At 52.2% G+C, this 26,378-nt stretch carries 25 protein-coding genes; 12 read left to right on the top strand and 13 right to left on the bottom strand.

Annotation, left to right across the window (positions count from 1 at the left end; translation table 11 throughout):
* Positions 1–2: 2 nt before the first annotated feature.
* From ACJHWT_RS18060 to aldB, 6 genes are all read left to right on the top strand, one after another.
* Positions 3–1,139, top strand: coding sequence for an HlyD family secretion protein (locus ACJHWT_RS18060; protein WP_000364934.1), 1,137 nt, complete (start codon positions 3–5; stop codon positions 1,137–1,139).
* Positions 1,140–1,209: 70 nt separating this feature from the next.
* Positions 1,210–1,818, top strand: coding sequence for a glutathione S-transferase (locus ACJHWT_RS18055; RefSeq protein ID WP_000779792.1), 609 nt, complete (start codon positions 1,210–1,212; stop codon positions 1,816–1,818).
* A 97-nt stretch (positions 1,819–1,915) separates the two neighbouring features.
* Positions 1,916–3,307, top strand: a complete 1,392-nt coding sequence (gene selA, locus ACJHWT_RS18050) for an L-seryl-tRNA(Sec) selenium transferase (RefSeq protein WP_000206261.1) — start codon at positions 1,916–1,918, stop codon at positions 3,305–3,307.
* Entirely contained in the window at positions 3,304–5,148 is a 1,845-nt protein-coding gene (gene selB / locus ACJHWT_RS18045) for a selenocysteine-specific translation elongation factor (RefSeq protein WP_000582416.1), read from the top strand. Before selA ends, selB begins: the two co-directional genes overlap by 4 nt.
* Positions 5,149–5,338: 190 nt before the next feature.
* Complete coding sequence (gene yiaY / locus ACJHWT_RS18040) at positions 5,339–6,490, top strand: L-threonine dehydrogenase (protein ID WP_000741502.1); 1,152 nt, start codon at positions 5,339–5,341, stop codon at positions 6,488–6,490.
* A 200-nt stretch (positions 6,491–6,690) separates the two neighbouring features.
* Complete coding sequence (gene aldB / locus ACJHWT_RS18035) at positions 6,691–8,229, top strand: aldehyde dehydrogenase AldB (RefSeq protein WP_001318108.1); 1,539 nt, start codon at positions 6,691–6,693, stop codon at positions 8,227–8,229.
* 218 nt (positions 8,230–8,447) lie between these two features.
* Here the strand turns inward: aldB and ACJHWT_RS18030 are convergent, their stop codons facing one another.
* A complete protein-coding gene (locus ACJHWT_RS18030) occupies positions 8,448–8,591 on the bottom strand; it encodes a hypothetical protein (protein WP_001066082.1) in 144 nt (47 codons plus the stop codon).
* 182 nt (positions 8,592–8,773) lie between these two features.
* Between ACJHWT_RS18030 and ACJHWT_RS18025 the strand changes: the two genes are divergently transcribed.
* The gene (locus ACJHWT_RS18025) at positions 8,774–9,097 is read left to right on the top strand and encodes a DUF3302 domain-containing protein (protein ID WP_000478198.1); all 324 of its coding nucleotides are present in this window, start codon (positions 8,774–8,776) and stop codon (positions 9,095–9,097) included.
* A gap of 5 nt (positions 9,098–9,102) precedes the next feature.
* Positions 9,103–10,239: an HlyD family secretion protein gene (locus ACJHWT_RS18020; RefSeq protein ID WP_000364878.1), complete on the top strand. Its 1,137-nt coding sequence runs from the start codon at positions 9,103–9,105 to the stop codon at positions 10,237–10,239.
* Here the strand turns inward: ACJHWT_RS18020 and ACJHWT_RS18015 are convergent.
* Entirely contained in the window at positions 10,236–11,210 is a 975-nt protein-coding gene (locus tag ACJHWT_RS18015) for a LysR family transcriptional regulator (protein ID WP_000164038.1), read from the bottom strand. The genes ACJHWT_RS18020 and ACJHWT_RS18015 overlap by 4 nt on opposite strands.
* A gap of 123 nt (positions 11,211–11,333) precedes the next feature.
* Between ACJHWT_RS18015 and ACJHWT_RS18010 the strand changes: the two genes are divergently transcribed.
* Entirely contained in the window at positions 11,334–12,074 is a 741-nt protein-coding gene (locus ACJHWT_RS18010; protein WP_000906816.1) for a MipA/OmpV family protein, read from the top strand.
* A 129-nt stretch (positions 12,075–12,203) separates the two neighbouring features.
* Here the strand turns inward: ACJHWT_RS18010 and ACJHWT_RS18005 are convergent, their stop codons facing one another.
* Both ACJHWT_RS18005 and ACJHWT_RS18000 read right to left on the bottom strand, forming a co-directional pair.
* On the bottom strand, positions 12,204–14,174 hold the full coding sequence (locus ACJHWT_RS18005) for a glycoside hydrolase family 127 protein (protein ID WP_001026859.1): 1,971 nt from the start codon (positions 14,172–14,174) through the stop codon (positions 12,204–12,206).
* Between the two features lie 10 nt (positions 14,175–14,184).
* Complete coding sequence (locus ACJHWT_RS18000) at positions 14,185–15,585, bottom strand: MFS transporter (protein ID WP_065203368.1); 1,401 nt, start codon at positions 15,583–15,585, stop codon at positions 14,185–14,187.
* A gap of 225 nt (positions 15,586–15,810) precedes the next feature.
* On the opposite strand from ACJHWT_RS18000, the gene ACJHWT_RS17995 reads away from it, so the two are divergent.
* Positions 15,811–16,626: an AraC family transcriptional regulator gene (locus ACJHWT_RS17995; protein WP_000891831.1), complete on the top strand. Its 816-nt coding sequence runs from the start codon at positions 15,811–15,813 to the stop codon at positions 16,624–16,626.
* A 31-nt stretch (positions 16,627–16,657) separates the two neighbouring features.
* Here ACJHWT_RS17995 and araD read toward each other — a convergent pair whose 3' ends face one another.
* The 9 genes from araD to yiaK form a co-directional block, all read right to left on the bottom strand.
* Entirely contained in the window at positions 16,658–17,353 is a 696-nt protein-coding gene (gene araD / locus ACJHWT_RS17990; protein WP_000893129.1) for an L-ribulose-5-phosphate 4-epimerase, read from the bottom strand.
* Complete coding sequence (locus ACJHWT_RS17985; protein WP_001318106.1) at positions 17,347–18,207, bottom strand: L-ribulose-5-phosphate 3-epimerase; 861 nt, start codon at positions 18,205–18,207, stop codon at positions 17,347–17,349. The genes araD and ACJHWT_RS17985 overlap by 7 nt, the downstream gene beginning before the upstream one ends.
* Complete coding sequence (gene ulaD / locus ACJHWT_RS17980; protein ID WP_000089517.1) at positions 18,200–18,862, bottom strand: 3-keto-L-gulonate-6-phosphate decarboxylase UlaD; 663 nt, start codon at positions 18,860–18,862, stop codon at positions 18,200–18,202. The genes ACJHWT_RS17985 and ulaD overlap by 8 nt, the downstream gene beginning before the upstream one ends.
* Complete coding sequence (gene lyxK / locus ACJHWT_RS17975; RefSeq protein WP_000196053.1) at positions 18,859–20,355, bottom strand: L-xylulokinase; 1,497 nt, start codon at positions 20,353–20,355, stop codon at positions 18,859–18,861. The genes ulaD and lyxK overlap by 4 nt, the downstream gene beginning before the upstream one ends.
* Positions 20,356–20,358: 3 nt before the next feature.
* Complete coding sequence (gene yiaO, locus ACJHWT_RS17970) at positions 20,359–21,345, bottom strand: 2,3-diketo-L-gulonate TRAP transporter substrate-binding protein YiaO (RefSeq protein WP_000776897.1); 987 nt, start codon at positions 21,343–21,345, stop codon at positions 20,359–20,361.
* 12 nt (positions 21,346–21,357) lie between these two features.
* A complete protein-coding gene (yiaN, locus tag ACJHWT_RS17965) occupies positions 21,358–22,635 on the bottom strand; it encodes a 2,3-diketo-L-gulonate TRAP transporter large permease YiaN (protein ID WP_000279599.1) in 1,278 nt (425 codons plus the stop codon).
* A 2-nt stretch (positions 22,636–22,637) separates the two neighbouring features.
* Positions 22,638–23,111: a 2,3-diketo-L-gulonate TRAP transporter small permease YiaM gene (gene yiaM, locus ACJHWT_RS17960; protein WP_000721664.1), complete on the bottom strand. Its 474-nt coding sequence runs from the start codon at positions 23,109–23,111 to the stop codon at positions 22,638–22,640.
* Positions 23,112–23,228: 117 nt separating this feature from the next.
* On the bottom strand, positions 23,229–23,696 hold the full coding sequence (locus tag ACJHWT_RS17955; protein ID WP_000576055.1) for a YhcH/YjgK/YiaL family protein: 468 nt from the start codon (positions 23,694–23,696) through the stop codon (positions 23,229–23,231).
* Positions 23,697–23,707: 11 nt separating this feature from the next.
* Complete coding sequence (gene yiaK, locus ACJHWT_RS17950; protein ID WP_000869016.1) at positions 23,708–24,706, bottom strand: 3-dehydro-L-gulonate 2-dehydrogenase; 999 nt, start codon at positions 24,704–24,706, stop codon at positions 23,708–23,710.
* A gap of 200 nt (positions 24,707–24,906) precedes the next feature.
* Here yiaK and yiaJ point away from each other — a divergent pair, with 200 nt between their 5' ends.
* Both yiaJ and ACJHWT_RS17940 read left to right on the top strand, forming a co-directional pair.
* Complete coding sequence (gene yiaJ, locus ACJHWT_RS17945; RefSeq protein ID WP_000514241.1) at positions 24,907–25,755, top strand: IclR family transcriptional regulator YiaJ; 849 nt, start codon at positions 24,907–24,909, stop codon at positions 25,753–25,755.
* A 101-nt stretch (positions 25,756–25,856) separates the two neighbouring features.
* On the top strand, positions 25,857–26,330 hold the full coding sequence (locus ACJHWT_RS17940) for a 4Fe-4S binding protein (protein ID WP_001306607.1): 474 nt from the start codon (positions 25,857–25,859) through the stop codon (positions 26,328–26,330).
* Positions 26,331–26,378: the final 48 nt, after the last annotated feature.

Raw genomic sequence — 26,378 nt, 5'->3', positions numbered from 1 at the left:
TTATGGATCTATTGATTGTTTTAACTTACGTGGCGCTGGCGTGGGCGGTCTTTAAAATCTTCCGCATTCCGGTGAATCAGTGGACGCTGGCGACGGCGGCGCTGGGAGGCGTGTTTCTGGTGAGTGGTTTGATTTTGTTGATGAACTACAACCACCCTTACACTTTTACCGCGCAAAAGGCAGTGATAGCGATCCCCATCACGCCACAGGTGACGGGAATTGTTACTGAAGTCACCGACAAAAATAATCAGCTTATTCAGAAGGGCGAGGTGCTTTTTAAGCTCGACCCGGTTCGTTACCAGGCGCGAGTTGACAGGCTTCAGGCTGACCTGATGACGGCGACGCATAATATAAAGACGCTGCGCGCGCAGCTCACTGAAGCGCAGGCCAACACCACCCAGGTTTCAGCGGAGCGCGACCGTCTGTTTAAAAATTATCAACGTTATCTGAAAGGCAGCCAGGCGGCGGTGAATCCGTTCTCGGAACGTGACATCGACGATGCGCGGCAAAATTTCCTCGCGCAGGATGCGCTGGTGAAAGGCTCGGTGGCGGAGCAGGCGCAGATCCAGAGCCAGCTCGACAGTATGGTTAACGGCGAGCAATCGCAGATTGTGAGCTTAAGAGCGCAACTTACTGAAGCAAAATATAACCTTGAGCAGACCGTCATTCGCGCACCGAGCAATGGCTACGTCACTCAGGTACTGATCCGCCCAGGTACATACGCCGCTGCCTTGCCGCTGCGTCCGGTGATGGTCTTCATCCCCGAGCAAAAACGGCAAATTGTCGCCCAATTTCGGCAAAACTCGCTGTTACGTCTGAAACCCGGCGATGATGCGGAAGTGGTGTTTAACGCGCTACCTGGGCAGGTGTTTCACGGCAAACTGACCAGTATTTTACCTGTCGTGCCAGGCGGTTCTTATCAGGCGCAGGGGGTATTGCAATCATTAACGGTCGTGCCCGGCACGGACGGTGTGCTGGGAACCATTGAACTGGACCCTAACGCTGATATCGATGCCTTACCCGACGGCATCTACGCCCAGGTGGCAGTTTACTCCGACCATTTCAGCCATGTTTCGGTGATGCGGAAAGTGCTGCTAAGAATGACCAGTTGGATGCATTATCTTTATTTGGATCATTGAGACTTGTATCACCTGTGTTTTGCGCGAGCCTGAGCCATACTGATATTTTTCCTCGCACAAAGGACTCGGCATGAAACTCGTCGGTAGCTACACCAGCCCGTTTGTACGCAAACTTTCTATTCTGTTGTTAGAAAAGGGCATAACGTTCGAATTTATTAATGAACTGCCCTATAACGCGGATAACGGCGTGGCGCAATTTAACCCGTTAGGAAAAGTGCCGGTGCTGGTGACCGAAGAGGGCGAATGCTGGTTTGATTCGCCGATCATCGCTGAATATATTGAATTAATGAATGTTGCTCCGGCGATGTTGCCGCGTGATCCGCTGGAGTCGTTGCGGGTGCGCAAAATTGAGGCGCTGGCGGATGGCATTATGGATGCCGGGCTGGTATCGGTGCGTGAACAGGCGCGTCCGGCGGCGCAGCAGTCTGAAGATGAATTGTTACGCCAGCGGGAGAAAATCAACCGCAGTCTGGATGTGCTGGAAGGATATCTGGTCGATGGCACGCTCAAAACCGATACGGTCAATCTGGCGACTATCGCCATTGCCTGTGCCGTCGGATATCTCAATTTCCGCCGCGTTGCGCCAGGCTGGTGTGTCGACCGCCCACACTTAGTCAAACTGGTCGAAAACCTGTTTAGCCGCGAAAGTTTTGCTCGCACCGAACCGCCAAAGGCTTGATGCGCGATATGTCCTCCTGACCCATCTCACGTTACAATCCGTGGTTATGTTAAACGCCCTTCTCCGTGTGAGAGGGCCTTGATCAGCCAGGTTTCCTATGACAACCGAAACGCGTTCCCTCTATAGTCAACTTCCGGCTATTGATCGCTTATTGCGCGATAGCTCCTTCCTTTCTTTGCGTGATACTTATGGTCACACCCGCGTGGTGGAATTGCTGCGTCAGATGCTTGACGAAGCGCGAGAAGTGATTCGAGACAGCCAGACGCTGCCCGCGTGGTGTGAAAACTGGGCGCAAGAAGTCGATGCCCGGTTGACGAAAGAGGCGCAAAGCGCGCTGCGTCCGGTAATCAACCTGACGGGAACCGTGCTGCATACCAACCTTGGGCGAGCTTTACAGGCGGAAGCCGCGGTGGAAGCCGTTACGAAGGCTATGCGTTCGCCAGTGACCCTCGAGTACGATCTGGACGACGCCGGACGCGGACATCGCGATCGGGCGCTGGCGCAGCTGCTGTGCCGTATTACGGGGGCGGAAGATGCCTGTATCGTTAATAACAATGCGGCGGCGGTGTTATTGATGTTGGCGGCCACTGCCAGCGGGAAAGAGGTGGTGGTTTCTCGCGGCGAACTGGTGGAGATTGGCGGCGCGTTTCGTATTCCCGATGTTATGCGTCAGGCAGGATGCACCCTACACGAAGTAGGGACCACCAACCGCACGCACGCTAATGATTATCGTCAGGCGGTGAATGAAAATACCGCGCTGTTGATGAAAGTACATACCAGTAACTACAGCATTCAGGGATTCACCAAAGCGATAGATGAAGCGGAACTGGTGGCGCTCGGCAAAGAGCTGGATGTTCCCGTAGTGACTGATTTAGGCAGTGGCTCGCTGGTTGATCTTAGCCAGTACGGTTTGCCGAAAGAGCCAATGCCGCAGGAGTTGATTGCGGCGGGCGTCAGTCTGGTGAGTTTCTCCGGTGACAAGTTGTTAGGCGGGCCGCAGGCAGGGATTATCGTTGGTAAAAAAGAGATGATCGCCCGCCTGCAAAGCCACCCGCTGAAGCGTGCATTACGCGCGGATAAAATGACCCTCGCGGCGCTGGAAGCCACGTTGCGTCTTTATTTACACCCTGAAGCTCTGAGTGAAAAATTACCGACCCTGCGCCTGCTTACCCGCAGCGCAGAGGTCATTCAAATCCAGGCACAACGTTTACAGGCTCCCCTTGCCGCACATTACGGCGCGGAGTTTGCAGTCCAGGTTATGCCATGTCTTTCGCAGATTGGCAGTGGTTCACTGCCGGTTGATCGCCTGCCGAGCGCGGCATTAACGTTTACACCCCATGATGGACGCGGTAGCCACCTTGAGTCATTAGCCGCCCGCTGGCGTGAATTGCCAGTGCCGGTGATTGGTCGTATTTATGACGGACGATTGTGGCTGGATTTACGCTGCCTTGAAGATGAGCAACGGTTTTTGGAGATGTTGTTGAAATGATTATTGCGACTGCCGGACACGTTGACCACGGCAAAACAACCTTGTTGCAGGCGATTACGGGCGTAAATGCCGACCGTCTGCCGGAAGAAAAAAAGCGCGGCATGACCATCGATCTCGGCTATGCCTACTGGCCGCAGCCTGATGGTCGCGTGCCTGGTTTTATCGACGTACCCGGTCATGAAAAGTTTCTTTCCAACATGCTGGCGGGCGTTGGTGGTATCGATCACGCGCTGTTGGTGGTGGCGTGCGATGACGGTGTGATGGCACAGACCCGTGAGCATCTGGCGATTTTGCAGCTGACCGGTAACCCGATGCTGACAGTGGCGCTGACCAAAGCCGATCGCGTGGACGAAGCGCGTGTTGATGAGGTTGAACGCCAGGTAAAGGAGATGCTGCGGGAATACGGTTTTGCTGAGGCAAAACTGTTTATCACCGCAGCAACCGAAGGTCGGGGAATTGATGCCCTGCGCGAGCATCTGCTTCAGTTACCAGAACGTGAACACGCCAGCCAACATAGTTTCCGCCTCGCGATCGACCGCGCATTTACTGTAAAAGGTGCCGGGCTGGTCGTCACCGGTACGGCGTTAAGCGGGGAAGTGAAAGTAGGCGATTCACTCTGGCTGACTGGTGTAAATAAACCGATGCGCGTGCGTGCGCTGCATGCGCAAAATCAGCCAACAGAAACTGCCCATGCCGGGCAGCGTATCGCGCTTAACATCGCGGGTGATGCGGAAAAAGAGCAGATTAACCGTGGCGACTGGCTGCTTGCCGATGTGCCGCCGGAGCCGTTCACACGGGTGATTGTCGAGCTTCAAACCCATACACCGCTGACCCAGTGGCAGCCGCTGCATATTCACCACGCCGCCAGCCACGTTACGGGACGTGTTTCGCTACTGGAAGATAACCTTGCCGAGCTGGTGTTCGACACGCCGCTGTGGCTGGCGGATAACGATCGCATAGTGCTGCGCGATATCTCGGCCCGCAACACGCTGGCGGGGGCGCGTGTGGTGATGCTTAACCCGCCGCGTCGCGGTAAGCGTAAGCCGGAATATCTGCAATGGCTGGCGTCTCTTGCACGGGCGCAGAGCGATGCCGATGCGTTATCTGTTCATCTGGAACGCGGCGCGGTTAACCTTGCGGATTTCGCCTGGGCACGGCAGCTCAACGGCGAAGGGATGCGCGAACTGCTGCAACAGCCTGGCTATATTCAGGCTGGTTACAGCTTGTTGAATGCGCCAGTTGCCGCCCGCTGGCAGCGGAAAATTCTCGATACATTAGCGACTTATCATGAGCAACATCGCGATGAACCTGGTCCTGGGCGCGAACGTCTGCGACGTATGGCGTTGCCAATGGAAGATGAAGCGCTGGTACTGTTGCTGATTGAAAAGATGCGCGAAAGCGGCGACATCCACAGCCATCACGGCTGGCTGCATCTGCCGGATCATAAAGCGGGCTTCAGTGCAGAGCAGCAGGCCATCTGGCAAAAAGCAGAGCCGCTGTTTGGTGACGAGCCATGGTGGGTGCGTGACCTGGCAAAAGAGACGGGAACCGACGAGCAGGCAATGCGCCTGACGCTACGCCAGGCGGCGCAACAGGGGATAATTACTGCGATCGTCAAAGATCGTTATTACCGTAACGATCGGATTGTCGAGTTTGCCAATATGATCCGCGATCTCGATCAGGAATGTGGTTCAACCTGCGCGGCGGATTTCCGCGATCGCTTAGGCGTAGGCCGAAAGCTGGCAATTCAGATTCTGGAATATTTTGACCGCATTGGCTTTACGCGTCGTCGTGGAAATGATCATTTATTGCGCGACGCATTATTATTTCCGGAAAAATAAGGAAATGATTAATTCATAATAAATATGAATTAATACAAAATTTCTTATTAATGTTAAGAAGGCACGTTATTTGATGAATGTAACGTGCTTTTTATTAAAAATATTTTAATAAACGGTAATGTTGATCATATTTTCAAATGAAAATCCTCAGTAAGCTGCCCGCCCTTTTTTACACTTTCAGGAGTGTGTTATGGCAGCTTCAACCTTTTTTATTCCTTCCGTGAATGTTATTGGTGCTGATTCATTGAATGATGCAATGAATATGATGGCAGATTATGGATTTACCCGTACCTTAATTGTCACCGACAACATGTTAACGAAATTGGGTATGGCGGGTGATGTGCAAAAAGCACTGGAAGAACGCAATATTTTTAGCGTTATTTATGATGGCACCCAACCTAACCCCACCACGGAAAACGTCGCCGCAGGTTTGAAATTACTTAAAGAAAATAATTGCGATAGCGTGATTTCCTTAGGCGGTGGTTCTCCACACGACTGCGCAAAAGGTATTGCGCTGGTTGCAGCCAACGGCGGTGACATCCGCGATTATGAAGGCGTTGACCGCTCTGCAAAACCGCAGCTGCCGATGATCGCCATCAACACCACGGCGGGTACGGCCTCTGAAATGACCCGTTTCTGCATCATCACTGACGAAGCGCGTCACATCAAAATGGCGATTGTGGATAAACATGTAACTCCGCTGCTTTCTGTCAATGACTCCTCTCTGATGATCGGTATGCCGAAGTCACTGACCGCTGCAACGGGTATGGATGCCTTAACGCACGCTATCGAAGCGTATGTTTCTATTGCCGCCACGCCGATCACTGACGCTTGTGCACTGAAAGCCGTGACCATGATTGCCGAAAACCTGCCGTTAGCCGTTGAAGATGGCAGTAATGCGAAAGCGCGTGAAGCAATGGCTTATGCCCAGTTCCTCGCCGGTATGGCGTTCAATAATGCTTCTCTGGGTTATGTTCATGCGATGGCGCACCAGCTGGGCGGTTTCTACAACCTGCCACACGGTGTATGTAACGCCGTTTTGCTGCCGCATGTTCAGGTATTCAACAGCAAAGTCGCCGCTGCACGTCTGCGTGATTGTGCCGCTGCAATGGGCGTGAACGTGACAGGCAAAAATGACGCGGAAGGCGCAGAAGCGTGCATCAATGCCATCCGTGAACTGGCGAAGAAAGTGAATATCCCGGCAGGCCTACGCGACCTGAACGTGAAAGAAGAAGATATTCCAGTGCTGGCAACCAATGCCCTGAAAGATGCGTGTGGGTTTACTAACCCGATTCAGGCAACTCACGAAGAAATTATGGCGATTTATCGCGCAGCGATGTAATCATCATTCCCACAATGGCTGTCTAATTGTCAGCCATTTTTTAAACTATCTCAAAATTTGCGATTTTTGAGAGAGTTTTAGTTATCTCTGTAATCCTTGCCCGTAAATTCGTGATAGCCGTCGTAAAGCTGTTACCGACTGGCGAAGATTTCGCCAGTCACGTCTACCCTTGTTATACCTCACACCGCAAGGAGACGATCATGACCAATAATCCCCCTTCAGCACAGATTAAGCCCGGCGAGTATGGTTTCCCCCTCAAATTAAAAGCCCGCTACGACAACTTTATCGGTGGCGAATGGGTAGCGCCTGCCGATGGCGAGTATTACCAGAACCTGACGCCGGTGACCGGGCAGCTACTGTGCGAAGTGGCGTCTTCGGGCAAACGAGACATCGATCTGGCGCTGGATGCTGCGCATAAAGTGAAAGATAAATGGGCGCACACCTCGGTGCAGGATCGCGCGGCGATTCTGTTTAAGATTGCCGATCGAATGGAACAAAACCTTGAACTTTTAGCGACGGCAGAAACCTGGGATAACGGCAAACCCATTCGCGAAACCAGTGCTGCCGACGTGCCGCTGGCGATTGATCATTTTCGCTATTTCGCCTCGTGTATTCGGGCGCAGGAAGGTGGGATCAGTGAAGTGGATAGCGAAACCGTGGCCTATCATTTCCATGAACCGTTAGGCGTGGTGGGGCAGATTATCCCGTGGAACTTCCCGCTGCTGATGGCGAGCTGGAAAATGGCTCCCGCGCTGGCGGCTGGCAACTGTGTGGTGCTGAAACCCGCACGTCTTACTCCGCTTTCTGTACTGCTGCTAATGGAAATCGTCGGTGATTTACTGCCGCCAGGGGTGGTGAACGTGGTCAACGGCGCAGGTGGGGAAATTGGCGAATATCTGGCGACCTCGAAACGCATCGCCAAAGTGGCGTTTACCGGCTCAACGGAAGTGGGCCAACAAATTATGCAATACGCCACGCAAAACATTATTCCGGTGACGCTGGAGCTGGGCGGCAAATCGCCAAATATCTTCTTTGCTGATGTGATGGATGAAGAAGATGCCTTTTTCGATAAAGCGCTGGAAGGCTTTGCACTGTTTGCCTTTAACCAGGGCGAAGTTTGCACCTGTCCAAGCCGTGCTTTAGTGCAGGAGTCTATCTACGAACGCTTTATGGAACGCGCCATCCGCCGTGTCGAAAGCATTCGCAGCGGTAACCCGCTCGACAGCGTGACGCAAATGGGCGCGCAGGTTTCTCACGGGCAACTGGAAACCATCCTCAACTACATTGATATCGGTAAAAAAGAGGGCGCTGATGTGCTCACCGGCGGGCGGCGCAAGCTGCTGGAAGGCGAACTGAAAGACGGCTACTACCTCGAACCGACGATTTTGTTTGGTCAGAACAATATGCGCGTGTTCCAGGAGGAGATTTTTGGCCCGGTGCTGGCGGTAACCACCTTCAAAACGATAGAAGAAGCGCTGGAGCTGGCGAACGATACGCAATATGGCCTGGGCGCGGGCGTCTGGAGCCGCAACGGTAATCTTGCCTATAAGATGGGGCGCGGCATACAGGCAGGGCGCGTGTGGACCAATTGTTATCACGCTTACCCGGCACATGCGGCGTTTGGTGGCTACAAACAGTCGGGCATCGGACGCGAAACCCACAAGATGATGCTTGAGCATTACCAGCAAACCAAGTGCCTGCTGGTGAGCTACTCGGATAAACCGTTGGGGCTGTTCTGATATAAGAAGCTGGTCGCATTGGGTATTCATTGCCTGATGCGACGCTTACGCGTCTTATCATGCCTACGGGGACCTGACCGTAGGCCGGATAAGGCGTACACGCCGCATCCGGCATAAACAAAGCGCACGTTGTTACAATTTACGTTTTAAACCTACGTGCGCAATAACCCAGACTACGTCAACAGAAGTGCGTTTCTGGGGCGTGTTTTGCCAGGAGTTTAATCTCGCGTTTCGATGGTGAGCGGGCGAACCAGGCCATAAATCACCATTGGCGTTCCGAGGCCAATCAGCAATAAACGGTAGATAATTGAAGGTTTAATACGCTTAATCTGTACTGTGGATGTTTTACTGGAGTTATTCATTAGTTTGGCCAATAGTTCCATTATTTCAATATGATAAGCCTCGCACTGTTGAAAAGCCAGGCTGCACACTTCAGAAAGTATATAAAAAACAATATGTCGTTATATAAATAAGGAAATTGCACCGCATTATGGTATTTCATAATATGCGTTAATTGTTCTTTTCTATATTCTCTGAGGGAAATATGTTCCTGGATTATTTTGCATTGGGAGTGCTTATTTTTGTATTTCTGGTGATATTCTATGGGATTATTATTTTACATGATGTTCCCTACCTGATTGCCAAAAAACGTAATCATCCTCATGCCGACGCCATTCATGTTGCTGGTTGGGTGAGTCTTTTTACGTTACATGTTATCTGGCCATTTTTGTGGATTTGGGCCACGCTTTACCGCCCGGAGCGTGGATGGGGAATGCAAAACCATGACTCCTCCGTTGTGCAACTACAACAGCGTATTGCCGGGCTGGAGAAACAGCTCGCTGACATCAAATCCTCTTCTGCCGAGTAATACTTATGGATTTACTGATTATTTTAACCTATGTGGCTTTCGCATGGGCAATGTTTAAGATCTTCAAAATTCCTGTAAATAAATGGACCATTCCCACAGCGGCCCTGGGAGGCATATTTATTGTCAGCGGTCTAATTCTGTTAATGAACTATAACCATCCGTATACCTTTAAAGCGCAAAAAGCGGTTATTTCTATTCCTGTTGTCCCACAGGTGACAGGCGTGGTGATCGAAGTGACGGACAAGAAAAATACGCTGATTAAAAAAGGTGAGGTGCTATTTCGACTGGACCCGACGCGTTATCAGGCTCGGGTGGATCGGCTGATGGCGGATATCGTTACCGCAGAACATAAACAGCGGGCGTTGGGCGCAGAGTTAGATGAGATGGCGGCGAATACTCAGCAGGCAAAGGCCACGCGGGATAAGTTCGCTAAAGAGTATCAGCGTTACGCACGTGGCAGCCAGGCGAAAGTAAACCCGTTTTCAGAACGCGATATCGATGTGGCGCGGCAAAATTATCTGGCGCAGGAAGCCTCCGTAAAATCAGCGGCGGCGGAACAAAAACAGATCCAGAGCCAGCTGGATAGCCTGGTGTTGGGTGAACATTCTCAAATCGCCAGCCTGAAAGCGCAGCTCGCGGAAGCAAAATATAACCTTGAGCAGACGATAGTGCGTGCGCCGAGCGATGGTTATGTGACCCAGGTGCTGATTCGTCCGGGTACCTATGCCGCGTCGCTGCCGCTACGTCCGGTGATGGTGTTTATACCCGATCAGAAACGACAAATCGTGGCGCAGTTCCGTCAGAACTCCTTGCTGCGCCTGGCTCCCGGCGATGATGCGGAAGTGGTATTTAACGCTCTGCCAGGCAAAGTGTTCAGCGGTAAGCTGGCAGCCATTAGTCCAGCTGTTCCCGGTGGAGCTTATCAGTCGACCGGCACCTTACAGACGTTAAACACAGCGCCGGGTTCAGATGGCGTTATCGCGACCATTGAACTGGATGAGCATACTGATTTGAGCGCATTACCAGACGGTATTTACGCCCAGGTGGCGGTCTATTCTGATCATTTCAGCCATGTCTCGGTGATGCGCAAAGTACTGTTACGCATGACCAGCTGGGTGCATTACCTTTATCTCGATCATTAATCTTCGCTTTCCGCCGCTTGTTCAGGCCGCAGTTGCTGCGACTGAGCAAGCTGGTGGCGAATTTCACGCAGCATTTCATCCAGCACATACTGGACCCGCCAGGGCTGGTATTCCCGTTTACGGAAGATAGCCACCAGATCCAGCCACCATTCATACGGGTGCTGAAAGCAGGGCACCAGCGTGCCGTCTTGCAGGTCGCTCTGCACACTTTTGTCTGGCGCAAACACAATCCCCAGGTGATTTCGTGCCAGCTCCAGCGCAGATTGCGTGTTGTCGCAAACGTAATTTCCCTTCACGCGATAATCCCGCACCTCTTTACTCCCGGCGACGTTGAAGCGCCAGATATTCGCGTCGTCGATCATCATCGAGTCGATCAAAATACAGGAGTGATGTTCGAGTTCGTCAGGACGGCTAATGGGATGTTTCTCAAGATAGCGCTGGCTGGCATAAGCGGTTACGGCATATTGGGTAATAAAACTGGCAACCAGCGATTCATCTTTTGGTTGGGCGTAGCTGATTAAAACATCACAATCATCGGGAAATTCGACGCCTTCATAAAAGGCATTACGCTCAAGATTGCAGGTTTTTAGCGATAAGGTGATATCACCGATATCTTTAATTTTATCGATTACATGTTTGGATAAATAGGTAATTATGCCGGTTGGTGCATAGATAGTGACCCGACCACGTTTCTCATGCTTATAATCTGCAATAAAATTATTAAGCTGCTCGTTTCTGTCCAGCATGTCGTTGATATACGGTAACAGCACGGTGCCAAAAGGTGTGAGCATCAGCTGTCGGGTGGTTCGGTCAAAGACTTTTAAACCCACTTTTGATTCAAAATCAGCAAGATATTTGCTGACGTTGGCCTGTGCGATGCCAAGTACAGTCGCGGCATGGCTGATATTTTCACTGGCAGCGATTACCGAGATAATTTTTAACTCCCGGTACTTAAGTTGTAATTTTGTCATCGCAACAGCCCAATTATATATAATTTTATATATTACTATATAAATATGAATCTTGCACCGGAGAAATTGTAAGCATTACTATGCCGACTCTTTTTTATCTTATTTTAAAATGGAATACCGGACATGTTAATTAACCGCAATATTGTGGCGTTATTTGCGTTGCCTTTTATGGCAAGCGCAACTGCTTCTGAATTATCCATTGGTGCTGGTGCGGCTTATAATGAATCGCCTTATCGCGGTTATAATGAAAATACAAAGGCAATTCCGCTGATTAGTTATGAAGGTGATACTTTTTATGTTCGTCAGACCACGTTAGGTTTTATTCTGTCGCAAAGTGAAAAAAATGAACTTAGCCTGACCGCATCCTGGATGCCGCTGGAATTTGACCCTGCCGATAATGACGATTATGCCATGCAACAGCTTGATAAGCGTGATAGTACGGCTATGGCGGGGGTTGCCTGGTATCACCACGAGCGTTGGGGAACCGTGAAAGCCTCTGCGGCTGCGGACGTTCTGGATAACAGCAACGGCTGGGTGGGGGAGCTATCGGTATTCCACAAAATGCAGATAGGTCGCCTGTCGCTGACACCTGCGCTGGGCGTTCTCTATTATGACGAGAATTTCAGTGACTATTACTATGGCATTTCAGAGAGTGAGTCCCGTCGTAGCGGTCTGGCAAGTTATTCCGCGCAGGATGCCTGGGTGCCTTATGTCAGCCTGACGGCAAAATACCCGATAGGAGAGCACGTCGTATTGATGGCGAGCGCCGGATACAGCGAGCTGCCGGAAGAGATTACCGACAGCCCGATGGTTGATCGTAATGAGAGTTTTACCTTTGTCACCGGCGTGAGCTGGCGTTTTTAATTCACCGGTGGATGTCGGTGCGGCTGGCCTACGCTCTCGCACCGACTTGTAGGCCTGATAAGACGTGTTAAGCGTCGCATCAGGCAATGTGCTCCCTACGTTGGATGCGGCGCGAGCGCCTTATCCAACCTACGGATGGCAATGCTTTTCCTCATTCACCCAGATCCGCATTTCGCCTTCACCCCGGTTGGCCCAGCTAAACCACGGGATAAAGGTCAGGGTTTGTGGCTGGCGTTTGGCTGGCGCGCTGTCGTAATGCCACAGCGGTTGCTGCTCTGGATTGCTCTGTTCATACCGATAACCCGGTGCCTGGATTAAGATCTTATGGCGGAACAATCCCTTACCTTCAAATGTCGTAAATGGCGCATCGGCGGGCAGCCACAGATTATGCAGTGACTCGCCGTTGTCGGCCTGTTCCAGGCAATACACCAGCGGGCCGCGCTGAATCGCCACTTTTCCGGCGACGTGACGCACCAGAGGGTTACCGTAAACGCGACGTACCGGCATTGGCAAAGTCAGATTCAGCGTGTCGCCCTCCTGCCATTCGCGGGTAATGTGCAAATACCCTTTACGAATATCCTGCTCGACCTCTTCCCCATTCAATATGATCTGCGGCTGTGTGCACCAGTCCGGCAGACGTAAAGCCAGCGTATGACGCACCGGCTGGGGCGATTCAACCGCAATTGTCACCTGTTCCTGCCACGGATAGTTTCCGCTAACCCGCAGACGCAGCGTGCCATTTTCTACCGGCACTTCCATGCTGTTTCCTGCGTAGATGTTGATATACAACGCATCTTCACGCGGCGTGTAGAGATAATGACCAATCGAGGTTAGCACGCGGGCGATATTTGGCGGACAACAAGCGCAACCAAACCAACGCTGGCGGATCGGCTTAACGTGATCGTAGATATGGTTGAATTTTAACGTTTTTGGATGCACTTCCAGCGGATTAACGTAGAAGAAATGTTTGCCATCCAGCGCCATGCCGCCGAGCACAGTGTTGTACAGTGCGCGCTCCATCACATCGGCATATTGACTGTCGCCTTCCATTTCCAGCATTCGCCGGGCGAACATCATCAGGCCGATGGAAGCACAACTTTCGGCGTAAACCGTGTCATTCGGCAGATCGTAATCGCTGCTGAACGCTTCGCCGCTGCTTTGTGAGCCAATGCCGCCGGTAATATATAACTGACGCTGGGCCATATTGTTCCACAGCCGCAGGCAATCCTGACGCTTGCTTTCATCGTGACTTAAACGCGCGAGATGTGCGACGCCAGTCATCAGATATACAAAGCGTACTGTATGTCCGATGGCGGTTTGTTGCTGTGCGATGGGCAAATGCGCCTGGCTGTAGGCTTTATCTTTCACCATCCACGCCGGGCCGTAGGTGTGCCAGTGCGAGGTCTGCCCGCGCTTTTCATATTCCTGGTCGTAATAGTGCGGTTGCGCACCACGCTGTTCGACAAAATAGTTCGTCAGCGCCAGGTAGCGCGGCTCTTCGGTCACTTCATACAGGCGCATTAGTGCCAGTTCAATTTCCGGGTGACCAGGATAACCGTGTAACTTACTTTCACCTGGACCAAATACGCTGTCGATATGATCGGCCAGACGGCAAACCACTTCCAGCAAGCGCCGTTTTCCCGTGGCCTGGAAGAAGGCGACTCCGGCTTCAATCAGATGACCGGCGCAGTAAAGTTCATGACACTCCGCCAGATTGCTCCAGCGTTCTTCGGGCGCTTTTACCGTAAAGTAAGCATTGAGATAGCCATCTTCGCACTGGGCGGAGGCGATCAGTTCAATCACCTCGTCAGCGGTTTTTTCCAGTTCGGCATCCGGCTTCTGGCACAGCGACCAGGCTACCGCTTCCAGCCATTTTGCGACGTCGCTGTCCTGAAACACCATCCCGTAAAATTCACCGTCTTGCAGTCCTGCGGCAATGCGAAAGTTTTCAATCGCATGGCTGGGTTCCGCTTCTGGGATACGATCGTTCAAGGCGTCCCACTGATAAGGAATCACCACATCGCGGACCAGTTGTTGGTACTGACCGAGGAACGGATCGCTGACCGTCAGTTTATGCAGATCGACTTCCGAAATGTTCATCTTGTGCTCCTTAAGGCTGTACATGACGCTGACGCAGGTCGCTAGCAATGCGTGACATCATAGGGTTATTGAGTTTGCAAAAGCGGATCGCCCCTGCCAGCAGCAGGTGGAATAGCGCAGGCAGTAATGTTTCCATCGCCGTGATCCCGCCAAGCGAACTGGTGGTCTGGTTTTCCACGCCTGGCTGGTAGGCGACAAAAATAAACAGCAGGCTGATGATCCCGGCGCTGGAGGCCCATGCCAGCTTGATGAAAAACAGATTGAAGGCGAAGTTCATGCCGGAAGAACGTACGCGGGTTTTCCACTCGCCGTAGTCATCGGCAAAGGCCATAAATGAGAAGTGCAGTGGCAATGTGAAGCCAAGAATTACGCCATTACCGAGGATCACCGCCAGCCACAGCGTCTGATAAGCCGGGCCAGAAGGCAGGAACCACATCAACACCGCCAGCGCAGCGAGGAGCAGGTTGGTGTAGTAGTAAATTTTGACGGTATCGAAACGCCGCGTTAACGGGCTGACAATCACCGAGCCGATAATGGAGGCGAAGGTGACCATGGTGAAGAACAGCGACGTGTAGCCCGTACTGCCTTGTAAGACGTAGGTAATGAAGTACATATACCCACCGCCGCGAATATTAAAGACGTTAATCAGCAGGAAAGACATGACCAGCATCAGCAGCAGTTGGTCGTTGTTCCGCAGCCCGGCAAGATGTTCGCGCAGGGTAAATTTCCCCATTGTGGAGAGCGGCACCCGTTCACGAACCCAGAAGAAACAGCACAGGAACATCACCACGGCAATGGCGCACAGCACGCCGACGCCCAGTTGATAGCCGCGCGCGGCATTACCCTGACCGAAGAGATCCACCATCCACGGCAGGCCAACCGAAACCAGAAATCCCGCTACGCCGCAGAGAACGAATCGCCAGGACTGGCAGGAGATCACTTCATTGTGGCGGGTGGTCATGGTGTTGATCAGCGCGCAGTACGGTACGTTGATGGCGGTATAACCGACTGAAAGGAGCAGGTAAGTACCGAACGCCCAGGCGATTTTTACTCCCATGCTGGCATCTGGCACGGTGAACGTCAGGATGCCGATAATGCCGATGGGAATGGCAATCCATAACTGCCACGGACGAAAGCGCCCCCAGCGACTTTGCGTCCGGTCGGCAATGACGCCCATCACCGGGTCGGAGATGGCATCAAAAACGCGCAGTGCAATAAACAGCGTGCCGACCAGCGCCGGAGTTAAGCCAAAAACGTCGGTGTAGAAAAAGGTGAGAAAGTTCATGATCAGGCAAGTTATTACGGTGCCGCCTGCGTCACCCAGGCCGTAGCCTATTTTTTCCCGTACAGATAACGCATCGTCAATTTTACCTTTAGCGATATCAGCGGCAGTAATCGGTGTAGAGGTCATAGATATTCCTCGTGAATAGGGAGCAATTTTTAGTTTTATTGCAATGACCTGATTAATTCTGCCGTGAACGGGAATATCAACAAGGCGAGAAAAGAGTAAAAAAAGGTGACGATTCCGACCTGAATTTAAAAGTGTGAAATGGATCAGGTGAAATTAATGTTTTTGATTAATAATCAAAAGGTAATGTGTTTAATCATTAATGAATAAGCGGGAAATTACATATCAATGCTCGAATTATCCATGACGTTACCGATTAAAGTGCAAAATGGTGGATTATTTATTTCCCGTGGCGTAGGGAGGCATCCGGCAAGGCGGCTGGAGTCATGGGAAATTATCTTTGTCGAAAAAGGTCGATTAACGATTCAGGAAGAAGAGCGGATATTTCTGGTCGATGCGGGAGAGAGTTTATTACTCTGGCCGAACCGACAGCATGTTGGGGTAGAGGATTTTCCCGCCGATCTCAAATTTTACTGGCTGCATTTTGAGGTTAAAGCGCCGGACAACGACCCGCGCTGGCTCACTCATCTTAGCGTGCCGCAACAAACAAAAGTTGCCGATCGGCAGGCGCTGGTGGCCCTGTTTCGCCAGTTCTTAAGCGAACAGGAAAAGCATCAACGCACTCCGGCGCTGGAGTTTATTGTGCTGCTGATTTTGCAGCAACTCACCCGTGACGCGCGTCTTGATGAACAGGCCGATGCCGCAGGTACCACGCTTGCCTGGAAAGCGCAGAAACTGATCCGCACGCAATATCATCGCCCGCTTTCTACGGCGCTTTTAGCCCGCGAGCTGTACTGCAATGCCGATTATCTTGGGCGCGTCTACCGGCGGGTGTTTCATCTGACGTTAACAGAAGCAATTCATCGCCAGCGAGTGCGCGAAGCCGAAAAGCTGTTAATTAGCGAAGCGCGATCGCTCACTGAAGTGGCGGCGTTGTGCGGGTTTAATGACGTCGGCTATTTCCGGCAGATTTTTCGCAAGCACACCGGTTTAACGCCAGCTGCGTGGAAGCGACGTTACAGCAAGGAACATATCAATTCGTAGTGCCGGGGCAATGAAGCCCCGGCGTGAGGGATTACTGCCCGTAATAGGCATTGGCCCCATGCTTACGCAGGTAGTGCTTATCCAGCAGTTCGTTTTGCATCGCAGGGAGCTGCGGCGCAAGCTGGCGCGAGAACAGGCCCATATAGGCGCACTCTTCCAGCACTACGGCATTATGCACCGCATCGGCGGCATTTTTTCCCCAGGCGAACGGGCCGTGAGAATGTACCAGTACCGCCGGGATTTGTGCCGGACTCCTGCCGCGTTCTTCGAAAGTTTCAATGATCACTTCGCCGGTCTGATATTCATATTCGCCGTTAATCTCCTCTACGGTCATCTGTCGCGTGCAGGGGATGGCACCATAGAAATAATCGGCGTGCGTGGTGCCCCAGGCGGGGAGATCCAGCCCGGCCTGTGACCAGATGGTGGCGTGGCGCGAGTGGGTATGCACAATGCCACCGATTTCGGCATAGCGACGGTAAAGCGCCAGATGCGTTGGCGTATCGGACGAGGGCTTTTTGCTGCCTTCCACCGCCTTACCGCTGGCTATCTCAACCACCACCATATCGTCGGCGGTCATCACGTCGTACTCGACGCCGGAAGGTTTGATTACCATCCATTGCCGCGTTTCGTCTACCGCGCTGACATTGCCCCAGGTGAACGTCACCAGATGGTGAGCGGGAAGCGCCAGATTCGCCGCCAGCACGTCGGCTTTCAGTTGCTCTAACATATAAATCCAGCCTCCTGCATACGCGCTTCAATCCAGCGCCGCGCCTGAATAATCTCCAGCACCGGCTCTTTGGCTTTTTCGGTCCACATCTCAATCAGGAAAGAACCGCGATAGTTCAGTTCATGCAGCGTTTTGAAGATGCCAACGAAATCGACGCAGCCTTCGCCAAACGGCACGTCGCGGAACTGTCCGGGGCTTTGCTCGGTAACTGGCTGGGTGTCTTTCAGGTGGATCGCGGCGATACGGTCAATGCCCAGTTTCAGTTCGGCGGGAACATCATTGCCCCAGGCGCTGAGGTTGCCGACGTCCGGGTAGACGGTGAACCACGGCGAGGCGAGCATCTCGTCCCACTTTTTCCATTTGCTGATGGAGTTCATAAACGCAGTATCCATAATCTCCACCGCCAGCATTACTTGTGATGCCGCCGCCTGTTCGACTGCCCACGCCAGCCCTTCAGCAAAACGTTGCCGGGTGCCTTCGTCGTGGTCTTCGTAATAGACGTCATAACCCGCCAGTTGAATGGTGCGAATGCCGAGATCGCGCGCCAGGCGAATCGCTTTACTCATGATTTCCCGCGCCCGTTCGCGCACTGCCTCGTCACGGCTACCAAAAGGAAAGCGACGATGTGCGGACAGGCACATCGACGGGATCCCAACACCCGTTTCGATCATCGCAGTGACCAGCGAAGCACGTTGTGCGGCGCTCCAGTCAAGACGTGAGAGCCGTTCGTCGGTTTCATCCACCGACATTTCGACAAAATCAAAGCCACAGCTTTTTGCCAGCACCAGCCGCTCCGGCCAGGAGAGATCTTTCGCCAGCGCTTTTTCATAAATCCCTAACGGATGATTACGCACGCGCACCTCCCCAGATGGCATCAATTTGTGCATGGAAATCGCCAGCCACCTGCACCGGATTTGCTGCGCCTGCCAGTGCTCGCCCGGCAATAAACGCTTTCACGCGAATATCTTTAAACAGCGGCAGGTCAGCAGGGGTAATCCCGCCGGTAATGGAAAGCTCAAGGCCGATATCGGAAAGCGCCTTCATGCGTGCCAGATCGGCCTCGCCCCACTGTTGCCCGCTGGCCTGCGCGTCGCGACCGCGATGATAAATGGCCTGCCGCACGCCAATACGATGCCAGTCGCGGGCGTCGTCCAGCGTCCAGTTACCGAACAACTCGATCTGAATTTCACCACCGCAGCGTTGCGCCATCGCGTGGCCTTTTTCCACCGTCGCGAGCGGTGCGGCGCAGATGATGGTCATCCAGTTAGCGCCTGCGCCAAACGCCTGTTGCGCGAGCGTTTCACCGGCATCGGCGACCTTCCAGTCAGCGACGATGATTTTGTTCGGGCACTGTTCGCGCAAGGCTTTCACTGCGCCAAGCCCTTCGTTTAAACAGAGAATGGTGCCCGCTTCGACGATATCGACGCTGTCTTTTAACAGCGTCACGTCGCGCTGTGCGTCTTCAAGTGATGAGTGGTCGAGGGCCAGTTGCAGAAGTGGTCGGCTCATAATGTGTGCTCCTTGATGCGGGCGTGAAAGCCCTGAAGTGCGGCAATGAGATGCTGATAACGTTGGTATTTTTGTTGGTAAAGCTGATGGGCGGTCATATCCGGCAGCAGGGTGCGTACCGGGTGCTGTAAATCACGTTGGGCTTCGCTGAAATCGCGATAAACTCCGGTGCCGACGCGGGCGGCAAGTGCCGCACCAAAGCAGCCGGTTTCTTCCACCTGCGGCAGCTCGATACGCAGACCGCTGACGTCCGCCAGCATTTGCATCCAGACATCGGAGTGCGCCGGACCGCCAGTGACGCGCAGGGTGTGCACATCAGTAAAACGTTCGCGCATCCGGTTGAGATGGGTCATATGGCTGAACACCACGCCTTCATAAATGGCCTGCAACAGGTGTACGCGGGTGTGAATGGCCTGCATCCCGTAGAAACCGCTGGTCATCTCGAGTCCAGCGTTGCTGCCGTACAGGAACGGCAGGAAAAAGAGATCGCCCCCGGCCTTCGGCAAGCTGGCAACGGCCTGGTTGATCTCATCAAACGAGATTTCTCCCCACTGTGTGGTAAACCATTCGAGATTGCCGGAAGAGGTGGGGCTTGCTTCATGAACGATAAATTGACCATCGTTAACGTAGCGACCATAGACATACGGATGCGCTTCACCGTCACGTAAACCACGGGTTATGCCGCTGGTCACCGCCCAGGTGCCCATCACCGCATTGAGGGTAAATTCGTCTTCGATCCCGGCGCAGAGTGCGGTGGAAACCACATCAAACAGGCCGCCGACAACGGGCGTACCCGCTTTCAGACCGGTCAGTGCGGCTGTCTGAGCGGTGATCTCCCCGCAGATTTCGGCAGATCCGACAACAAGTGGCAGGGCGTGGTTGATTTCAGCGATTCCCAGCCAGTCGGTGAGGCACGGGTCATATTCCCCAAGACTCATGTTGTAGAGATTGGACTCAGAAATATTGCTCTCTTCGCAACCTTTGACGCCGGTTAAACACCAGCGCAGGTAGTCGTGCGTCATCATCACGCAGCCAATTTGCGCGTAGCGTTCTGGTTCGTGCTCTTTCAGCCAGCGTAACAGCGACACCGGATGCCCGGTCCACAAGGTTTGTCGGGTCAGCGGGTAGAGTTTTTCCGGGATGCCATCTTCCTGCCAGCGACGAACGATTTCCATCGCCCGGCGATCCGAGGACAAAATGGCGTTACCGAGCGGCTTGTCGTTTTTATCCAGCAAAAACAAGCCCTTTCCCTGTGCGGAGATGCCGATACCGACAATTTGTTCCCCGCTAACACCAGAATGAGTAAGCAGGGCGCGAATGACAGCCATGCAGCATTGCCACAGTTCTGCCATATCGCGCTCTGCCCAACCTGGCTGCGGGCTTAATGCGCACAGCGGCAGGCGCTGCACGCCTGCCTCCCGGCCTTCGCGGTCATACAGCCCGGCTTTCAGCCAGCTACCGCCACAATCTAACCCCAGCCAGTATTGCGTCATGGTTTATTGCACCTCATCCACGGCTTTCAGCAGCTCAGCGCCCTGCGGAACATCTTTAACAAACATGTCGCGGACCTGAGTACCCAGTGCGTCGCTAAAGGCTTTGCGGTCGAGATCGGTGATGACTTCCACGCCCGCTTCTTTCATGCCGTCGATGATTTTTTGCTGATCTTCGGCAACCAGTTTGCGCTGGTAGTTACCCGCTTCCTGCGCAGATGAGATCAGCGCCTGCTGGAACTCTGGGGTTAAGCCGTCAAACTTCGCTTTGTTGATCACCACCAGAAGCGGGGAATAGGCGTGATGGGTCAGAGAAAGGTATTTCTGCACTTCGAAAAATTTTGCTGACCAGACGACGTTGATAGGGTGTTCCTGAGCGTCGATAGTGCGGGTTTCCAGCCCGGTATAGACTTCGGCAAACGGCATCGGGATCGGGTTAGCGCCAAAGACTTTGAATGCGGCGATATTCATCGGGCTATTGTTGGTGCGGATTTTCAGCCCTTTCAGGTCAGCAGGTGTTTTCACTGGCGCACGCGAGTTGGTGACATCGCGCCAGCCGTTTTCCCAATAGGCCAGTACTTTCAGTCCTTTACCTTCAAGGGAGACTTTCAGGTCATCACCGACTTTGCCGTCGAGCGTTTTATGCGCGTGGGCGGTATCGCGGAACAGGAAAGGGACATCAAGCAGGTTCATCACAGGTGACAACCCGGCAAAGTTATTCGAGCCGGACATTTCCATATCGATGGTGCCGCCACGTACGCCGCTGATCATCGCCTGTGCGTTACCGAGAGTACTGTCCGGGAACAGTTTTAATTTCAGCTCGCCTTTGGTTCTCTCCTGCAATAAATCATTGAATTTTTTCGCCGCAATATGTTGCGAGTCGGTTTGTGAGGTTTCATAACCGAAACGTAAAGATTGCGCCGCCAGTGAAGATGTACTAAATGCAGCCAGGCCAGCAATGAATAATGCGTAGGTTACAGAGCGTAATTTCATAATATTTTCCTTTTAATTAATCCATTTCAAAGGGAGGATGATGAGATCGGGAATAAAAACAAATACGACTAATAATGAATATAAAACCAGGACGTAAGGGAAAACGCCTCTGACTGCATCATCGAATTTGAGTTTTGCCACCCCTGAAATAACGTTAAGCACATTACCGATAGGCGGTGTAATTAAGCCGATTGAGCAGTTAATGATAAACATGACACCGAAATAAATCGGATCGATTCCTGCCTCTTTAACTAAAGGCATTAATACCGGGGTAAGAATTAATACCGTCGGCGTTAAATCCATGACCATGCCGACAATCAGGATAGCCACCATAATGACGATAAACAGCAGACGCGGTGAATCGACCAGCGGTTGCAGTAAATCAGAAACCATCATCGGCAGTTCAGCAATGGTGATCAGCCAGGCGGAAACTTGTGCCGAGGCTACCAGAAACATCACCACTGAGGTCGTTTTCGCTGCGCCAATGAGCACATGCCAAAGTGTGGCGAAGGTCATTTCACGGTAAATAACTGTGGCGACAAACAGCGCATAGAAAGCAGCAACGGCCCCGGCTTCGGTAGGGGTAAACAGACCGGAGCGAAACCCGCCAATAATGATGACTGGAAGAAACAGCGCCCAGATACCGGAGACAAAAGAGTGCCAGATTTCCTGCATCGTTGCTTTTTGCTGGCGGGGTAAATTAAGGCGACTGGCCTGCCACCACCAGGTAAGCATCAGCGTTGCGCCCATCATCATGCCAGGGGCAATGCCCGCCATAAACAGCTTACTGATGGATAATCCGCTGGAAACGCCGAAAATAATAAACGGAATGGAAGGGGGAATAATTGGCGCGATAATGCCGCCAGAGGCAATCAGCCCCGCAGCCCGGTTGACCGGGTAGTTAGCGCTGCGCATCATCGGCACTAATAGCGCGGCAACGGCGGCGGTATCAGCAACAGCAGAACCAGAAAGGCTCGCCATAATCATAGCCGCCAGCACGCCGACGTAGCCCAACCCGCCAGGTTTATGCCCCACCAGTTTCATCGGCAGGTCAACAATGCGTTTTGACAAGCCGCCCGCATTCATGATTTCACCCGCCAGCACAAAGAACGGAATCGCCAGCAGGGAGAAGCTGTCGGCTCCGTTCACCAGCGTTTGTGCCATGATCTGGACATCAAACATGTCCAGCCAGAACATTAACGCCGCTCCGCACAACAACAGTGCCCAGGCAATAGGCAAACCGATAGCAATACCACCCAACAGACAGCCCAGAAAAATCAGCACAGCCATGATTAAGCTCCTTGCGGTGGCGACGTTAGAGAATTGCTACGCGTGATGAGTTGATATAAATGACGCAGTTCAAAGAATGCGATAACGAGGCTGGTGGGCAGACAAGCGGCATACATCAGGCCGATGGGCAAACCGAGGATCGGTGAATAATCGCTCCAGTCCTGAATTGTTTTTAGCGTTGCGCCCCAGGCCAGTGCGCCACAAATAAATAAGATTAAGGAATGGGTAACCAGAGCGACTCGTCGCTGCCATGCGGGGGAGAGTTTCTCCACCAGAAAGGTGACCTGAACGTGGGCGTTATCCATAAAAGCCACAATCGCGCCAATAAATGTTAACCAGACAAATAAATAACGTGACAATTCATCTACAGATAAAATGCTTGTCTGAAAACCATATCTTAAAATAATGTTTATAAACACAATACAGGAAAGTACGGCGAGATTAATCGCCAGTATTGCTTCAAGTATTTTTTTCATAGCTATTCCTTGAGGCTATGTCTGTCATAATTCAAGTTGCATGTGCAGCAACCTAAATTATTAATATAGTTAGAGCAATAACATTACCCAGGCGTTCTGGCGTAGACGATTATTCGATTAATTCAGCGCTGTTAATGCGACTTTAACCACAATTTTTCGTATCTCAGAGGTTGTTTGCAGAATACAACCTGGTCGGTGAACATCCTGCGGGAAGAAAATAGCGTAGCTGCCCGGTATCATTTCTATAAATGATTCATGTTCACTATCGTGATAAAAAATAATATCGCGCTGCTCTAATAGTGATTCGCTGACTTTATTATTTCCCGTATCAATAGCAATGCCGATTTTCTCTTCACCCCACGCCAGAAACTGAATATCGATATACCGACGATGCACTTCCGGACGGTTTTCCGCCGCTTCGCGTGTGGTTAAATCGATAATTTGCGCATAAATATTCTTGCCGTCGATTTCGACAACGCCCGGTTCCAGGGCGTTGAAGTCGGTGGTGCGCAGAAAATCAAGCGCCTTTTCAATGGCGGCAGGCAAACGGCACGGGTCAGGCTGCGCGATATGTCCAAAAATCATGGGTTATCTCCTTATAACGCTTGGATTTTTGCCCACACGCTGTCATCAACGGTAATACCGTTACGGCGGTTTTCGGCCAGCAGGGTAGTAAATTCGTGGCCGGGTAAGCGAATGGCCTGATTTTCGTCAGCGCGTTCAGCGGTGGTAACGTAATCCATGATGCGTTGCAGTTTGGCATCGCGGGTGGGGCCGTCGATAAGCTTATCTACTTCAATGGCAATAAAAATTTGTGAAATGCCGTATTCGTCGCTGTTGTCCTGGGTGACTTCGGCAACCGATGCGCCGTCAGAAAGGAGAGTGGCGATCATATCCAGCACAATCGACATGCCCGAACCTTTCCAGTAACCCATCGGCAAAATGCGGCGATTCTTCTCGATAACGCCAGGTTCTTTGGTCAAATTGCCCTCATCATCAAAGCCACCATCGACCGGGAGCTGACGGCCTGCCAGACGGTTAACTTCTAACATGCCGTAAGAGAACATCGACATCGACATATCGACCATGGTGATTGGGGTAGAAGGAATGGCGACGATCAGCGGGTTAGTGCCGATGCGACACTCTTTTGCGCCCCACGGCGGCATTACGGCGATGGAGTTGGTCCAGCAAATGCCAATATAGCCTTTTTCCGCCGCCTGCCAGCCGTAGCTGCCGCCGCGCATCCAGTGGTTGGCATTACGTAGTGCCACCAGACCAATACCGTGATCGGCAGCCAGTTCAATGGCGCGATCCATCATCTTTTTCGCTGTCAGGTTACCGATCGAACGCTGGGCGTCCCACTGTTCAATTGCGCCGAGGCTGGTTATACGTTTGGGTTGGGCATCAGGAATGATATCGCCGTTTTCCAGTTGTTGAATGAAACGAGGGAAACGGTTGACGCCGTGAGAATAAACGCCGGATTCGGTGGTGCGGGCGAACATTTCGGCACAGGCATCAGCCGTTTCGCTGTCAACGTCGCGTGAAATTAAGACTCGATTAAAGGCTGCTTTTAACTGCTCAAATGTCACTTTCATCCCTGGCTTCCTTGTTTTTTTGATCGCTTTTTTGGCTTAAAATTTCAATATGCGAAATCTGATTTCAAATATATCGATCGCTTTTTAACAAAGCAATCTGATTGATGAATTTCAAAAAACTTAAAAATCAAGTGGTTATAAATTATCTGTCGAGATCGTGAACTACGACACACTTTGCGCTACCATCTTGACGCGACAAAATGGGGAAAGAAGTGATGGGAAAAAAAGAGAACGAGATGGCGCAGGAAAAAGAGCGTCCAGCCGGAAGCCAGAGTCTGTTTCGCGGGTTGATGCTGATTGAGATTTTGAGCAACTATCCAAACGGTTGTCCGTTGGCGCATCTTTCGGAGCTGGCTGGTTTAAATAAGAGTACCGTCCATCGCTTATTGCAGGGATTACAATCCTGCGGCTATGTGACCACCGCGCCCGCCGCAGGGAGTTATCGCCTGACCACCAAATTTATTGCCGTCGGGCAGAAGGCGCTGTCTTCGCTGAATATCATTCATATCGCCGCTCCGCATCTTGAGGCACTGAACATCGCCACTGGTGAAACTATTAACTTCTCCAGCCGCGAAGACGATCACGCTATTTTGATTTATAAGCTGGAACCCACAACCGGGATGCTGCGAACCCGTGCCTATATTGGCCAGCATATGCCGCTCTACTGTTCCGCAATGGGCAAGATCTACATGGCGTTTGGCCACCCGGACTACGTGAAGTCATACTGGGAAAGCCATCAGCATGAGATCCAGCCGTTAACCCGCAATACCATTACCGAGCTGCCCGCGATGTTCGACGAACTGGCGCACATTCGTGAAAGCGGAGCGGCGATGGACAGAGAAGAAAACGAACTCGGCGTCTCCTGTATTGCTGTTCCGGTGTTTGATATTCATGGGCGGGTGCCGTACGCCGTGTCGATTTCGCTTTCGACATCACGTCTGAAACAGGTGGGGGAGAAAAATCTCCTGAAACCACTGCGTGAAACCGCGCAGGCTATTTCTAATGAACTGGGATTTACTGTCAGGGACGACCAGGGCGCGATCACATAACGCTTTGGACAAGTGCCAAAACTTTAACATTTCCTTCGTTGGATCAAAGCAGTAGAGACGCGCTCTCTGGCACTCTGCTGTTTTAGTGCAAAGGAGTGATCATGAACCGGTTTATTATTGCGGATGCGACGAAATGTATCGGTTGCCGTACCTGTGAAGTGGCTTGCGCAGTGTCGCATCAGGAGAATCAGGATTGCGCTGCGTTGTCACCAGACGAGTTTATTTCCCGTATTCGTGTCATTAAAGACCACACATGGACCACGGCTGTAGCCTGCCATCAGTGTGAAGATGCACCGTGCGCGAATGTCTGCCCTGTTGACGCGATAAGCCGCGAACATGGGCATATTTTCGTTGAACAATCACGTTGCATTGGCTGTAAAAGCTGTATGCTGGCTTGCCCGTTTGGTGCGATGGAGGTCGTTTCTTCGCGCAAAAAGGCGAGGGCGATTAAGTGCGATCTGTGCTGGCATCGGGCGACGGGACCGGCCTGTGTTGAAGCCTGCCCGACAAAGGCGTTGCAGTGCATGGATGTCGAGAAAGTGCAGCGACATCGGCTACGGCAGCAGCCTGTTTGAAACGTTTTTCCGGCGTTTCTCAACGCAGGGATAGTGCGCTTTGTTTAT

This window comes from Escherichia sp. WS338 (genome assembly GCF_046486405.1).
Classification (GTDB): Bacteria; Pseudomonadota; Gammaproteobacteria; order Enterobacterales; family Enterobacteriaceae; genus Escherichia; species Escherichia coli.
Note: the sequence above shows the minus strand (reverse complement) of the source record. Positions and strands in the feature narration are given on the sequence as shown.